The sequence below is a fragment of the Paenarthrobacter sp. 10L420 genome, from assembly GCF_056395385.1.
In genome coordinates this window covers 1-16,007 of record NZ_JBFTJK010000011.1, presented here as the reverse complement: position 1 = coordinate 16,007, position 16,007 = coordinate 1, and the positions used below count along the sequence as shown (strand labels likewise).

Here is a 16,007-nt window from a genome sequence, read left to right as displayed (position 1 = left end):
GAACGAAAGACCGCACACTCCTGCAAGGACCTCCGAGAACCCGAAGGACACGAGGCGCCACAAAAGCGGAATTGACCGCGAACCACGGCAGAGCTAAACCCCAATGGGCGACCGTGACCCGGCAGCGTGCGTCAAAAGCGAGGAACGAGCTAGCACGCCGAGGGTTACGGCCGCCCAACGGGCGAAGCAAGGATCAGGCGTTCGCGATCAACCCAAGTTCAGCTTTGGAAGCCAGCGCCGAGTGCTTCGGGAACACGCGGACGGTGTAGCCGAAGGAGCCTGAGCGGTTGATGACCAGGTCGCCGTGGAACAGGTGGCGTCCGCCGCCGAGGTTCTCCAGGGACTCCAGTTCGGCTACGACGATGTCCTCGAGCTCGTCGGATTCCTCGGCGCGTCCGAACGCTACTTCCACGGAGACGTCGTCGGGGGTTAGGTTGTGCAGCGCCACGTAGGCGTTGACCTGCAGGCTGTCGCCAACCTGGGGTTCTTCGGACACTCCGACCGAGTCGACGTGTTCCACGACGACCTCAGGCCAGGCGCTGCGGACCTTGGAGGTCCAGGCTGCGAGTTCCTTGGCTTCCTTGAACGATTCAGCGGTGGCCCGACGCCCGGCTACTGCTGCGGGGCAGTACAGGTTGTTGACGTAGTCGTGGAGCATGCGTTCGGCTGAGACTGCCGGACCCAGGTTCGCCAGGGTGTGCTTGATCATGGACACCCAGTGCGTGGGAACTGTTTCGCGGCTGGATTCGGAGGGTCCTGCTGCGCCGGCGCCTTGGGCCACGGTGGTTCCGTAGAAGCGCGGTGCTACCTGGGTTTCCAGCAGCTCGTAGAGTGCGGAAGCTTCGATGTCGTCGCGTTCGTCGGCGGATGCGCCGTTGTTGGCTGTGGGGATTGCCCAGCCGTTTTCGCCGTCGTACATTTCGTCCCACCAGCCGTCCAGGACGGAGAGGTTGAGTGAGCCGTTGATGGCTGCCTTCATCCCGGATGTGCCGCAGGCTTCCAGCGGCCGCAGTGGGTTGTTGAGCCAGACGTCGCAGCCGGGGAAGAGGGTGCGGGCCATGGCGATGTCGTAGTTCGGGAGGAACACGATCCGGTGGCGCACTTCGGGGTCGTCGGTGAACCGGACGAGGTCCTGGATCATTTTCTTGCCGGCGTCGTCTGCGGGGTGGGATTTGCCTGCGATAACCAACTGGATGGGGTGCTTGGGGTCCAGGAGGAGGGCCTTCAGACGTGCGGGGTCGCGCAGCATGAGCGTGAGCCGCTTGTAGGTGGGCACGCGTCGGGCGAAGCCGATGGTCAGCACGTCCGGATCCAGTACGTTGTCCGTCCAGCCAAGCTCGGCGTCGGCGGCGCCGCGTGTCTTCCACGAGGCGCGCAGCCTGCGTCGGACGTCTTCGACGAGCTGGGTGCGCAGTTGCTTGCGGAGGCCCCAGACGTCCTCGTCACTGACGTTGTAGGCGAGGTCCCAGCGGCCCAAGGCTTCGGCTTCTGGACCGAATTGTTGCCGTGCCAGGGTCGATATCCGCGGGTCCACCCAGGTGGGGACGTGGACGCCGTTGGTCACGGAGGTGATGGGGATTTCGGAGTGGTCGAATCCGGGCCAGAGGCCGGAGAACATTTCCCGCGAAACCACGCCGTGCAGCTTGGCGACGCCGTTGGCGCGCTGGGCGAGGCGCAGGCCCATGACTGCCATGTTGAAGACGGAGGGGTTGCCGCCGTCGTAGTTTTCCCGGCCGAGTTCCAGGATCCGGTCCACAGGCACAGCAGGGGCGAGCCCGGCTTCGAAGAAGTGCTTGATCTGGAGGGTCTCGAAACGGTCGATCCCTGCCGGTACGGGGGTGTGCGTGGTGAAGACGGTGGATGCACGGCCTGCAGCGAGGGCTTCGTCCCAGGTGAGGGGATCAGTCGCGTCGGACATCGCTTCCTGGATGCGTTCGATTCCCAGGAATCCTGCGTGGCCTTCGTTCGTGTGGAAGACTTCCGGTGCGGGTGTGCCCGTCAGTTCCTGGTAGACGCGCAGGGCCTTGACGCCGCCCATGCCCAGCAGCAGTTCCTGTTGGAGGCGGTGATCGCCGCCACCGCCGTACAGGCGGTCGGTTATGCCGCGCGCGGCTTCGTCGTTGGAGGGGACGTTGGAGTCCAGCAGCAGCAGCGGAACGCGTCCCACGTCGGCACGCCACACGTGCGCGTGAAGCTCGCGGCCGTTGGGAAGCGGAAGCGAAATGTGCACGGGCTTGCCCGGAGCGCCGTCCTTGGAGGGCTGGCGCAGAAGCGTCAGCGGCAGGCCGTCCGGGTCCAGTACCGGGTACGTTTCCTGCTGCCAGGCGTCACGGGACAGCGACTGCTTGAAGTAGCCGGCCTGGTAAAGGAGCCCGACGCCGATCAACGGCACCCCGAGGTCCGATGCGGCTTTGAGGTGGTCACCAGCGAGGATGCCCAGGCCACCGGAGTACTGGGGGAGAACCTCGGTGATGCCGAATTCCGGCGAGAAGTAAGCGATGCAGGCCGGGGCTTCTTCACCCAGGCCCTGGTACCAGCGGGGCTCGCTGAGGTAGCGGTCCAGATCGGCTGCAGCTTCCTGCACCCGGTTTACGACTTCGCCGTTGCTGGCCAGGTCCTGCAGCTGCTCCCTGCTGATGGACCCCAGGAGGGCGATGGGGTCGTGCTGCGCGGCCTCCCAGAGAGCCGGGTTAAGGCTCGCAAAAAGTTCCCTGGTGGGCCGGTGCCAGGACCAGCGCAAGTTGGTCGCCAAGCGGGCCAGGGGCCGAATGGGCTCAGGGAGGACGGTACGGACTGTAAATCTTCGAATTGCCTTCACGAGCGCCACACTAACGGACTCACATGGCAGTCGGAACTTGTTTGGGTTTCTTTTAGGTAAAAGTCATCTTGCGTCGTGAAGATGGCTCGTGTGCTTAGCATTCTTGGATTTTTGTCGCTAACGTCGTGGTTGTGACGAATACCTCGCGAACCATGACCGCTTTGAAATCCAAGACGAAAACGGACATCACCGCCGGACTTCGCTTCGGCCGGTTCCCCATCACGGCCGTCCAGCCGGTGGTTGAGGGTGGCCGGTTCCCCGCGAAGGCCCTTCCGGGTGAGGATCTCGCCATCGGGGCGACCGTCTTTCGTGAAGGACATGATCAACTCGGCGTCTCCGCCGTCCTGCTCGATCCCAAGGGCAAGGAGCGCCAGCGGGTCCGCATGGCACCGGCCAAGGATGAGCGCTGGAAAGGCTTGGACCGCTGGGAGGGTTTGCTGTCGCCGTCCGGCACGGGCGCGTGGTCTTTCGTCATTGAGGCTTGGCACGACCGTTATGGAACGTGGCACCACAACGCTGAAGTCAAAGTGGGCGCCGGCATTGACGTCGAGTTGATGCTCGCCGAAGGCGCTGCCCTCCTTTCGGAAGCAGCCGACGACGACGCCGGTCGCACCGCGGCGGAGAAGCGCACCCTGCGTGCCGCTTCAGTCGTCCTCGCCGACACCACCAAATCTGCCGAGGAGCGCCTTGGCGCCGGTTTCAGCCCAGAGGTGCTGGCCGCCGTCGGACGCGTTCCGATCCGTGAGCTGGTGACGGTTTCGGAGCCGTTCCCGCTGCAGGTGGAACGTGACCTCGCGGGCCGTGGTTCCTGGTACGAGTTCTTTCCCCGCTCCGAGGGCGCGGTTTTGGATCACGCCTCAGGTATCTGGACCTCGGGCAACTTCCGCACCGCAGCGAAGCGCCTGGAGGCCGTTGCGGAGATGGGCTTCGATGTCATCTATCTGCCGCCTATCCACCCGATCGGTTTCCAGCACCGCAAGGGCCGCAACAACACCCTGACACCGGGCCCCCAGGACCCGGGTTCGCCGTGGGCCATTGGTTCCAAGGACGGTGGCCATGATGCCATTCACCCGGATTTGGGCACTTTTGAAGATTTTGACGCTTTTGTTGCCCACGCCCGCGAGCTCGGACTCGAAGTTGCACTGGACTTGGCGTTGCAGGCAGCCCCCGACCACCCCTGGGTGACGTCAAACCCGGAATGGTTCACCACCCGTGTGGATGGGTCGATCGCCTATGCCGAAAACCCGCCAAAGAAATACCAGGATATTTATCCCCTGAACTTCGATAACGATCCCGCAGGCCTTTCCAAGGAAATCCTGAGGATCGTCCAGTTGTGGATCAGCCATGGCGTGAAGATTTTCCGCGTGGACAATCCGCACACAAAGCCTGTCTGGTTCTGGGAATGGTTGATTGGAAAGATCAACAAAAAGAACCCAGAGGTAGTTTTCCTGGCCGAGGCTTTCACTCGTCCACCCATGATGCACGCATTGGGCAGGGCAGGGTTCCAGCAGTCCTACACCTACTTCACCTGGCGGAACACCAAGACTGAACTGGAGCAGTATTTCCATGAGGTCAGCCACGAGAGCGCAGCTTTCTTCCGGCCCAACTTCTTTGTAAACACGCCGGACATCCTCACGGAGTACCTCCAGTACGGTGGTCCCGCGGCCTTCCGCATCCGAGCTGTCCTGGCTGCCACGGCGAGCCCGCTCTGGGGCGTGTACGCCGGCTACGAGCTGTACGAACACGTGGCACGGCCAGGTGCGGAAGAGTACATCGATAACGAAAAGTACGAGTACAAGGCCAGGGACTGGGAAGGCGCTGCCGCGTCCGGCCGCACGCTCGCGCCGTACATCACCAGGCTCAACACCATCCGCAAGGACCACCTTGCCCTGGGCGACCTGCAGAACCTGACGTTGCACAGCAGCACGGATGACGCAACGATCGTCTACTCCAAGCACAAGACGCTGCCGGACGGCACGAAGGACACCTTGATCATCGTGGTCAACGTGGATCCGCACAGCGCCCGCGAAAGCACGGTCTCCCTGGACTTGGCGGCCCTGCAGCTGGACCCTGCGGACTTCAACGAGGACGGCCGGTTCCTGGTGGATGACTTGATCAGCGGGCAGAGCTGGTGGTGGGGTGAACACAACTACGTCAGGCTCGACGCACACGTGGAGCCCGCACACATCCTGAGCATCCGGAGGCAGCCTTAGTGAGTTTTTCTCCGCAAAACCCGAGCCAGTACTTCACTCCGAAGAACACCTTCGAGCTGAATGCCCCCGGTCTCCAGCATGATCCGCACTGGTACCGCAAGGCAGTCTTCTACGAAGTACTGGTGCGGGCCTTTGCGGATGCCAACGGGGATGGCTCCGGTGACTTCCACGGCTTGATCGAGAAACTGGACTACCTTCAATGGCTGGGCGTCGACTGCCTCTGGTTGCCGCCGTTCTTCCATTCACCGTTGCGTGATGGCGGCTATGACATCGCTGACTACACCTCGGTGCTGGACGAGTTTGGCACCATCAGCGACTTCAAACGCCTCGTGGCGGAGGCGCACGCCCGCGGCGTCCGGGTGATCATCGACCTCCCGCTGAACCACACCTCGGACCAGCACCCGTGGTTCCAGGAATCGCGGAAGGACCCCACGGGTCCCTACGGCGATTTCTATGTCTGGAGCGATACGGATGAGAAATACCAGGATGCGCGCATCATCTTTGTGGACACGGAGGAATCCAACTGGACCTTCGACCCCATCCGGCGCCAATTTTTCTGGCACCGCTTCTTCAGCCACCAGCCGGACCTGAACTTCGAGAACCCCAAAGTCATCGAGGCGCTCTATGACGTGATCCGGTTCTGGCTGGACCAGGGAATCGATGGCTTCCGCGCCGACGCCGTTCCGTACCTCTTCGAGGAGGAAGGGACCAACTGCGAGAACCTGCCGGCCACCCACGCTTTCCTGCAAGATCTGCGGCGGATGGTGGATGCCAATTACCCCGGACGCGTGATCATCGCCGAGGCAAACCAGCCACCCCAGGAGGTTGTGGAGTACTTCGGCACCGACGAAGCCCCGGAATGCCACATGGCCTTCCACTTTCCGATCATGCCCCGGCTCTACTACGCCCTCCGGGACCAGAAGGCGGCTCCGATCATCCAGACCCTGAGGGAAACTCCGGAGATTCCCAAGGGCGCCCAGTGGGGGACCTTCCTGCGGAACCACGACGAACTCACGCTGGAGATGGTCAGTGCGGACGACCGCGCCGCCATGCTTGGCTGGTACGCACCGGACCCCAGGATGCGCGCAAACATTGGTATCCGACGGAGGCTGGCTCCGCTGCTGGACAATTCCCGGGCTGAGATTGAGCTCATTAACGCTCTGTTGCTCTCCCTGCCGGGAAGCCCCTTCCTCTATTACGGGGACGAAATCGGCATGGGGGACAACATTTGGCTCGATGACCGCGACGCCGTCCGCACCCCCATGCAATGGAACCCGGACAGGAACGCGGGTTTCTCAGGCGCGGACCCGGGCAAACTGTACCTGCCGGTGATCCAGTCCCTCGTCTACAACTACAGCATGGCCAACGTTGAAGCAGAGGCCGCGCATTCAGGCTCGCTGTTGCGATGGACCCGGCAGATCCTCAGCGTGCGAAGGAACCACCCTGTGTTCGGCCTGGGAGGTTTCCGCCACATCGAAGCGGACAACGAGGTTGTTCTGGCCTATGTCCGGGAACTGCCGGCGGGCAATCCTGAAGGCGAGGACGCAGAGACGATTCTGTGCGTCTTCAACCTGTCGCAGCACCCGGTGGCCGCCACGCTGGATCTGCCCGAATTCGCGGGCAGAGGCTTCCGCGACATTTTCGGTGGCCAAACATTCCCGCCTGTGGGGGACAACGGCCAACTGACGGTCATGCTGGGTAGCCACAACTTCTATTGGCTGCGGCTGCGCTCTGCGTTTTCCAACCCCTCATCGCCATTTACCCAGGCGATTCCCGTGGTGTCGACCAAAGGATGAGATGAAAAAGGGAACACTTGACCCCTCGATCGAAAGTCTTCTCCGGAGCTGGCTTCCCACCAAACGCTGGTTCCCGGTGAAGAGTCCCGACTTTGCGCTGGAGCGTGTTGGCGGCTTCAACCTCCCATACCCGGAAGGTAGCGCCGGATTGCAGGTTGAACTGCTCGCCGTCACGTATCGGACGGCCGACGGCGGTCACCGGACCGACGTTGTCCAGGTCCCGTTGAGCTTCAGAAGCCAGCCGTTGCCGGAGGCCCCCACAGCTTTGCTGGGGGAGGTCACGGACCCGGAACAAGGGCTGCGACTGGTGTACGACGCCGTCTACGACCCCGAGTTCATTACCGCGTGGTTGGATCTCATGCGGCGCGAGGGCGCCGTGGGTGACGGTCTTGCCGCGGGCCATCTCACGCGTGGCCGCGTGGCCCTTCCGGAAGGGCCCACCTCGGTCCGCGTGCTTTCCGGGGAACAGTCCAACACGTCCGTCATCATTGACGACGGCGGTTCAATGGCGATCGTGAAGATCTTCCGCGTGCTGGCGGCCGGCAGGAATCCCGAAGTGGAGCTGGGTGCCGCGCTGACGGCGGCGGGGACCACCGAGGTCCCGGCCACGCTCGGCTGGATCACGGGTTCCTGGGAGAGCCAGGGCCCAAGCGGTCCGGCCACTGGCGAGCTCACGGTTGCCCACGAATTCCTGTTGCGCGGACTGGACGCCTGGCGGCTGGCTGTCGAAGCGGCCGCAGCCGGTGCCGATTTCACACACGAGGCCCATGAACTGGGTGCTGCTACAGCTACGGTCCACGCCAGGCTCGCGGAAACTTTCGGCACACTGGATGGCCAGACGGAGGGCGCCAACATCATTGGTACCCTGGCCCGACGTGTCCGCCAGTCATGGGCGGAAGCGGCTTCCGCCGTCGGGCCTTATGAGGGCAATCTCGAAGAGCTGCTGGCCACGCTGCATCCCCGCGATGTGGGTCAGCTGCAGCGCGTCCACGGCGACCTCCACCTTGGCCAGATCCTCAAGGTTCCCGGAAAGAATGGGGCACCGGGTCGGTGGGCCATCCTGGACTTCGAAGGCGAGCCCCTCAGGACCATTAACGAGCGCAACACTCCCGATCTCCCCTTGCGGGACGTTGTGGGAATGCTCCGCTCCTTCGACTACGCGGCAGGAGCCGCTGTTCGTGAGAACGCCGAAGCCAAGGTGCCCTCGACATGGGCGGACGACTGCTCCACCGCGTTCCTGGCTGGTTACAGCGAAGTCATGCCGGGAACCATTGACCGCCGCTCGCCACTCTTTGTGGCATTGTGGCTGGACAAGGCCTTATATGAGGTGGTCTATGAGTTGCGGAACCGGCCGGACTGGCTGTCCATTCCGGTCAACGCATCACGGCAAATCCTCGACAACACGAGCCGCGGCAAGCACGCCGCGGCTACAGCGGAAGGTAATGAAATGACAGGCTCTGCACGCACCGAACGGCCCCGAGTTCCCCTGCATGTGGACTCCGAGACCTTGGCCCGCGTGGCAGCTGGAGCCCACCACGCACCACACTCCGTGCTCGGCGCCCACCTGGACGATCACGGCCACGTCACCATCCGGACCGTGAAGCACCTCGCCAAGTCGGTAACGGTGGTGACGGAGGCCGGACGCGCTGCCATGGAGCACGAGGCCAACGGCATTTGGGCCGTCGTCCTGGATCCACTGCAACATGGCCATGTTCCGGACTACCGTCTGGAAGTGGTGTACGACGCCGAACCGGTCACCATTGATGATCCGTACCACTACCTGCCTACCGTGGGTGAGGTGGACCTGCACCTCATCGGCGAAGGCCGGCACGAGCGCCTCTGGGATGTCCTTGGCGCCCACATCCAGCACTACCGCTCTTCGTTGAGCGAAGTAGATGGTGTTTCCTTTGCTGTCTGGGCCCCGAACGCCCAGGCGGTCCGGGTCAAGGGTGATTTCAACGGCTGGGATGGCCGTAGCCACGCAATGCGTTCCCTCGGCTCGTCCGGTGTTTGGGAAGTCTTCATTCCGGGGGTTGTAGCAGGGGCGTGCTACAAATACGAGATCCTGAGCAAGTCCGGGCACTGGCTGGAAAAGGCTGACCCCTTGGCCTTCGGCACGGAAGTTCCGCCACTGACCGCATCCCGCGTGGTGGACTCCAGCTACCGCTTCAAGGACGCCGAGTGGATGACTGCGCGCGCAGAAAAGGACCCGCACAACTCACCCATGAGTGTCTACGAAGTGCACCTGGGATCCTGGCGCCTTGGCTTGGGCTACAAGGAGCTGGCCAAGGAACTGGTTGACTACGTGAAGTGGCTCGGTTTCACCCATGTGGAATTCATGCCCGTGGCAGAGCACCCCTTCGGTGGTTCCTGGGGCTACCAGGTCACGTCCTACTTTGCCCCGACATCCAGGTTCGGGCACCCCGACGAGTTCCGTTTCCTGGTGGATTCCCTGCATCAGGCCGGCATCGGCGTCCTGCTGGACTGGGTCCCGGCCCACTTCCCCAAGGATTCGTGGGCGCTGGCTCGCTTTGACGGCGAGGCACTGTACGAGCACTCAGATCCCAACCTGGGCGAACACCCGGACTGGGGCACACTGATCTTCGACTTCGGGCGCACCGAGGTACGGAACTTCCTTGTTGCCAACGCGCTGTATTGGCTCGAAGAATTCCACATCGATGGACTTCGCGTGGACGCTGTGGCCTCCATGATCTACCTCGACTACTCCCGCGAGGAAGGGCAGTGGCGACCCAACAAGTTCGGTGGCCGCGAGAACCTCGAGGCAATTTCCTTCATGCAGGAGGTGAACGCCACCGTCTACAAGACGCACCCTGGCGCGGTCACCATTGCCGAGGAATCCACCGCATTCCCCGGTGTCACGGCACCCACCAACCACGGTGGGCTCGGCTTTGGCCTCAAATGGAACATGGGGTGGATGCACGACTCCCTGAAATACATCTCCGAAGACCCCATCAACCGCCGCTGGCACCACGGCACCATCACGTTCTCCATGGTCTACGCCTTCTCGGAGAACTTCCTCCTGCCCATCAGCCACGATGAAGTAGTCCACGGCAAGGGATCAATGCTTCGCAAGATGCCCGGTGACCGTTGGCAGCAACTGGCAAACCTCCGCGCCTTCTTCGCCTACCAGTGGGCACACCCTGGTAAGCAGCTCATTTTCATGGGTACCGAATTCGGCCAGGAAGCGGAGTGGTCCGAGCAGTACGGACTCGACTGGTTCCTTGCTGACATCCCGGCGCATCGTGGACTCCAACTCCTGGTCCGTGACCTTAACGGCCTCTACAAGTCAACGCCTGCACTGCATGTCCGCGACAACGAACCTGCCGGCTTCCAGTGGATCAACGGTGGAGACGCCGACCACAACGTGCTGACCTTCATTCGCTGGGACCACGATGGCAAGCCGTTGGTGTGCGCAGTGAACTTCTCCGGAGGCCCGCACAACGATTACATCCTGGGAGTGCCGGAAGCAGGGGAGTGGGTTGAAGTCCTGAACACCGATTCCGAGACTTACGGTGGCTCGGGCGTCATCAACGCTGGAACGCTGAAAGCCACCTCACCTGGAACGGACGGCCAGCCGGCGGCATTGACCGTAACACTCCCGCCGCTTGGCGCGTCCTGGTTCACGCTGGCTGAGTAGTTCTTCAAGCCGAACAGTTCTTCAAGGTCAGGGAGGGTCCGGGGCAACAATGCTCCGGACGCTCCCTGACTGCGTCCGGGGGTTGTTGGGTTTGGGTGCTTAGCCGGGTTTCCGGGGTAGTTGTGGCGCCAAGGTGCCCCTCTTTGAGTGGCTTTGCCATCTCGGCTGAGTAGGGGTATAGTTAGTACCCGCGCTGGTCCCCGAGTGGAGATCGCCAAGCTGACAAGAAACCGCAAGGAAAAATCAAGTCAAGCTTGCCGATTTGACTCCGAGAGATCCAGCCGGTAAGTTTGAAAAGTTGCTCCGGTTCAACGGAGAGTTTGATCCTGGCTCAGGATGAACGCTGGCGGCGTGCTTAACACATGCAAGTCGAACGATGATCCCAGCTTGCTGGGGGATTAGTGGCGAACGGGTGAGTAACACGTGAGTAACCTGCCCTTGACTCTGGGATAAGCCTGGGAAACTGGGTCTAATACCGGATATGACTCCTCATCGCATGGTGGGGGGTGGAAAGCTTTTGTGGTTTTGGATGGACTCGCGGCCTATCAGCTTGTTGGTGGGGTAATGGCCTACCAAGGCGACGACGGGTAGCCGGCCTGAGAGGGTGACCGGCCACACTGGGACTGAGACACGGCCCAGACTCCTACGGGAGGCAGCAGTGGGGAATATTGCACAATGGGCGAAAGCCTGATGCAGCGACGCCGCGTGAGGGATGACGGCCTTCGGGTTGTAAACCTCTTTCAGTAGGGAAGAAGCGAAAGTGACGGTACCTGCAGAAGAAGCGCCGGCTAACTACGTGCCAGCAGCCGCGGTAATACGTAGGGCGCAAGCGTTATCCGGAATTATTGGGCGTAAAGAGCTCGTAGGCGGTTTGTCGCGTCTGCTGTGAAAGACCGGGGCTCAACTCCGGTTCTGCAGTGGGTACGGGCAGACTAGAGTGCAGTAGGGGAGACTGGAATTCCTGGTGTAGCGGTGAAATGCGCAGATATCAGGAGGAACACCGATGGCGAAGGCAGGTCTCTGGGCTGTAACTGACGCTGAGGAGCGAAAGCATGGGGAGCGAACAGGATTAGATACCCTGGTAGTCCATGCCGTAAACGTTGGGCACTAGGTGTGGGGGACATTCCACGTTTTCCGCGCCGTAGCTAACGCATTAAGTGCCCCGCCTGGGGAGTACGGCCGCAAGGCTAAAACTCAAAGGAATTGACGGGGGCCCGCACAAGCGGCGGAGCATGCGGATTAATTCGATGCAACGCGAAGAACCTTACCAAGGCTTGACATGAACCGGAAAGACCTGGAAACAGGTGCCCCGCTTGCGGTCGGTTTACAGGTGGTGCATGGTTGTCGTCAGCTCGTGTCGTGAGATGTTGGGTTAAGTCCCGCAACGAGCGCAACCCTCGTTCTATGTTGCCAGCGCGTGATGGCGGGGACTCATAGGAGACTGCCGGGGTCAACTCGGAGGAAGGTGGGGACGACGTCAAATCATCATGCCCCTTATGTCTTGGGCTTCACGCATGCTACAATGGCCGGTACAAAGGGTTGCGATACTGTGAGGTGGAGCTAATCCCAAAAAGCCGGTCTCAGTTCGGATTGGGGTCTGCAACTCGACCCCATGAAGTCGGAGTCGCTAGTAATCGCAGATCAGCAACGCTGCGGTGAATACGTTCCCGGGCCTTGTACACACCGCCCGTCAAGTCACGAAAGTTGGTAACACCCGAAGCCGGTGGCCTAACCCTTGTGGGGGGAGCCGTCGAAGGTGGGACCGGCGATTGGGACTAAGTCGTAACAAGGTAGCCGTACCGGAAGGTGCGGCTGGATCACCTCCTTTCTAAGGAGCTGCTAACAGCTGTGTTGTTTGCCTGCATGGGTGGATGACGGGTTGTCAGTGTTGCCCATTGCGCAGGCGTCTGTTCTGCGGTGGGTGCTCATGGGTGGAAACATCAACGAATCAAACTTCTTTGGCATGGCCTTTACCGGTTGTGTCCTGGTGCCAGTACGGCAACCCGTGCCCCCTTGGGGTGTGGTGTTGTGTGGAACGCTGCCGGGGCGTGGCTGGTGTGGGGTTGTGTTTGGCGCACTGTTGGGTCCTGAGGCAACAGGACCTTTTTGCAGCAATGCAKGGGGGCATCTTCTGGTGTTTCTTTTGTTCCTGCTTCCGGCGTCCCGGTCACTGTTATCAGYCCCTGCCCCGCGTTGTGTGGGTGTGTGGGTTGTGGTGGGTGGGGTGTGGTTGATGGGGTTGTTGTTTGAGAACTACATAGTGGACGCGAGCATCTAGAACACACACTTGTGTGTGTTCTTACAGCAATTTCTTATGAATGAACCTGGCCCTTGTGGTCGTGGTTCTCTCGAGTAAGTTTTTGATCTTTGTGTGGTCAAGTTTTTAAGGGCACACGGTGGATGCCTTGGCATTAGGAGCCGAAGAAGGACGTAGGAATCTGCGATAAGCCTGGGGGAGTTGATAACCGAGCGTTGATCCCAGGATGTCCGAATGGGGAAACCCCGCACAACGCTGTGAGGTGATTGTGTGACCCGCATCTGAACACATAGGGTGCGTGGGGGGAACGCGGGGAAGTGAAACATCTCAGTACCCGCAGGAAGAGAAAACAAGAGTGATTCCGTTAGTAGTGGCGAGCGAACGCGGATCAGGCTAAACCGTTTCCATGTGTGATAGCCGGCGGGCGTTGCATGGGCGGGGTTGTGGGACTTTCCGTACTGGTTCTGCCGGACTGGTGGGGTGTGTAGTGCAGGCATAGGTGAACGGTCTTGAAAGGCCGGCCAGAGAGGGTGTGAGCCCCGTAACCGTAATGTTGTGTACCGCCTGGAGAGGATCCCAAGTAGCACGGGGCCCGAGAAATCCCGTGCGAATCTGTCAGGACCACCTGATAAGCCTAAATACTTCCTAATGACCGATAGCGGACCAGTACCGTGAGGGAAAGGTGAAAAGTACCCCGGGAGGGGAGTGAAACAGTACCTGAAACCGTGTGCTTACAATCCGTCGRAGCCAGTCTGATTCTGGTGACGGCGTGCCTTTTGAAGAATGAGCCTGCGAGTTAGTGTTACGTCGCGAGGTTAACCCGTGTGGGGTAGCCGTAGCGAAAGCGAGTCTGAACAGGGCGAGTGTAGTGGCGTGATCTAGACCCGAAGCGGAGTGATCTACCCATGGCCAGGTTGAAGCGACGGTAAGACGTCGTGGAGGACCGAACCCACTTCAGTTGAAAATGGAGGGGATGAGCTGTGGGTAGGGGTGAAAGGCCAATCAAACTCCGTGATAGCTGGTTCTCCCCGAAATGCATTTAGGTGCAGCGTTGCGTGTTTCTTGCCGGAGGTAGAGCTACTGGATGGCCGATGGGCCCTACAAGGTTACTGACGTCAGCCAAACTCCGAATGCCGGTAAGTGAGAGCGCAGCAGTGAGACTGTGGGGGATAAGCTTCATAGTCGAGAGGGAAACAGCCCAGACCACCAACTAAGGCCCCTAAGCGTGTGCTAAGTGGGAAAGGATGTGGAGTTGCGAAGACAACCAGGAGGTTGGCTTAGAAGCAGCCATCCTTGAAAGAGTGCGTAATAGCTCACTGGTCAAGTGATTCCGCGCCGACAATGTAGCGGGGCTCAAGTACACCGCCGAAGTTGTGGATTTCACACGATACCCTAGCCTTCGTGGTTCAGGGGTGTGGAGTGGTAGGGGAGCGTCGTGTGGGCAGTGAAGTCGCGGTGGAAACCAGCGGTGGAGCCTACACGAGTGAGAATGCAGGCATGAGTAGCGAAAGACGGGTGAGAAACCCGTCCGCCGAATGATCAAGGGTTCCAGGGTCAAGCTAATCTGCCCTGGGTAAGTCGGGACCTAAGGCGAGGCCGACAGGCGTAGTCGATGGACAACGGGTTGATATTCCCGTACCGGCGAAAAACCGCCCATGCCAAGCGGGGGATACTAACCGCCCGGAGCCTGCCCTATCACCCTTGTGGTGTGTGGGTTTTGGCCGAGCGCGGGATCTGATCCCGGGAGGTAAGCGTATTAACAGGTGTGACGCAGGAAGGTAGCCGGGCCGGGCGATGGTTGCCCCGGTCCAAGGATGTAGGGTCAGGGATAGGCAAATCCGTTCCTGTGTGTTTCGAGCACGATCCTGAGATCTGATGGGACCCCCGTTCGGGGGGATCCGGTGATCCTATGCTGCCTAGAAAAGCATCGACGCGAGGTTTTAGCCGCCCGTACCCCAAACCGACACAGGTGATCAGGTAGAGAATACCAAGGCGATCGAGAGAATTATGGTTAAGGAACTCGGCAAAATGCCCCCGTAACTTCGGGAGAAGGGGGGCCTGCCCCGTGATACAGACTTGCTCTGTGGAGCGGGTGTGGGCCGCAGAGACCAGGGGGAAGCGACTGTTTACTAAAAACACAGGTCCGTGCGAAGTCGCAAGACGATGTATACGGACTGACTCCTGCCCGGTGCTGGAAGGTTAAGAGGACCGGTTAGCCCGTAAGGGCGAAGCTGAGAATTTAAGCCCCAGTAAACGGCGGTGGTAACTATAACCATCCTAAGGTAGCGAAATTCCTTGTCGGGTAAGTTCCGACCTGCACGAATGGAGTAACGACTTCCCCGCTGTCTCAACCATAAACTCGGCGAAATTGCAGTACGAGTAAAGATGCTCGTTACGCGCAGCAGGACGGAAAGACCCCGAGACCTTTACTATAGTTTGGTATTGGTGTTCGGAGTGGCTTGTGTAGGATAGGTGGGAGACGTTGAAGCCCGGACGCCAGTTCGGGTGGAGTCATCGTTGAAATACCACTCTGGTCACTTTGGACATCTAACTTCGGCCCGTGATCCGGGTCAGGGACAGTGCCTGATGGGTAGTTTAACTGGGGCGGTTGCCTCCTAAAAAGTAACGGAGGCGCCCAAAGGTTCCCTCAGCCTGGTTGGCAATCAGGTGTCGAGTGTAAGTGCACAAGGGAGCTTGACTGTGAGAGAGACATCTCAAGCAGGGACGAAAGTCGGGACTAGTGATCCGGCGGTACATTGTGGAATGGCCGTCGCTCAACGGATAAAAGGTACCTCGGGGATAACAGGCTGATCTTGCCCAAGAGTCCATATCGACGGCATGGTTTGGCACCTCGATGTCGGCTCGTCGCATCCTGGGGCTGGAGTAGGTCCCAAGGGTTGGGCTGTTCGCCCATTAAAGCGGTACGCGAGCTGGGTTTAGAACGTCGTGAGACAGTTCGGTCCCTATCCGCTGCGCGCGCAGGAAATTTGAGAAGGGCTGTCCTTAGTACGAGAGGACCGGGACGGACGAACCTCTGGTGTGTCAGTTGTACTGCCAAGTGCATCGCTGATTAGCTACGTTCGGATGGGATAACCGCTGAAAGCATCTAAGCGGGAAGCTCGCTTCAAGATGAGATTTCCATACACAATTTGTGTGAGAGGCCCCCAGCCAGACCACTGGGTTGATAGGCCGGATGTGGAAGCGAGGACTAAAGACTCGTGAAGCTGACCGGTACTAATAGGCCAACAACTTACACCACACACAA

Annotated in this window: 4 protein-coding genes and 2 rRNA genes; 5 read left to right on the top strand and 1 reads right to left on the bottom strand. The window is 60.4% G+C overall.

What is annotated here, in order from left to right:
• Positions 1-193: 193 nt before the first annotated feature.
• Complete coding sequence (gene glgP, locus AC1DD5_RS15895) at positions 194-2,818, bottom strand: alpha-glucan family phosphorylase (protein WP_477519184.1); 2,625 nt, start codon at positions 2,816-2,818, stop codon at positions 194-196.
• Between the two features lie 152 nt (positions 2,819-2,970).
• Here glgP and AC1DD5_RS15890 point away from each other — a divergent pair, with 152 nt between their 5' ends.
• The 5 genes from AC1DD5_RS15890 (at position 2,971) to AC1DD5_RS15870 (ending at position 16,001) form a co-directional block, all read left to right on the top strand.
• A complete protein-coding gene (locus AC1DD5_RS15890) occupies positions 2,971-5,031 on the top strand; it encodes an alpha-1,4-glucan--maltose-1-phosphate maltosyltransferase (RefSeq protein WP_477522105.1) in 2,061 nt (686 codons plus the stop codon).
• The gene (gene treS / locus AC1DD5_RS15885; protein ID WP_442019344.1) at positions 5,031-6,827 is read left to right on the top strand and encodes a maltose alpha-D-glucosyltransferase; all 1,797 of its coding nucleotides are present in this window, start codon (positions 5,031-5,033) and stop codon (positions 6,825-6,827) included. The genes AC1DD5_RS15890 and treS overlap by 1 nt, the downstream gene beginning before the upstream one ends.
• A 1-nt stretch (position 6,828) precedes the next feature.
• Positions 6,829-10,485 carry a 1,4-alpha-glucan branching enzyme gene (locus tag AC1DD5_RS15880; RefSeq protein WP_477522104.1) on the top strand — a complete coding sequence of 1,219 codons (3,657 nt, stop codon included), beginning with the start codon at positions 6,829-6,831 and terminating at the stop codon, positions 10,483-10,485.
• A gap of 308 nt (positions 10,486-10,793) precedes the next feature.
• Positions 10,794-12,313, top strand: a 16S ribosomal RNA gene (locus AC1DD5_RS15875).
• A gap of 545 nt (positions 12,314-12,858) precedes the next feature.
• Positions 12,859-16,001, top strand: a 23S ribosomal RNA gene (locus tag AC1DD5_RS15870).
• Together the 16S and 23S rRNA genes form the textbook arrangement of a ribosomal RNA operon.
• Positions 16,002-16,007: the final 6 nt, after the last annotated feature.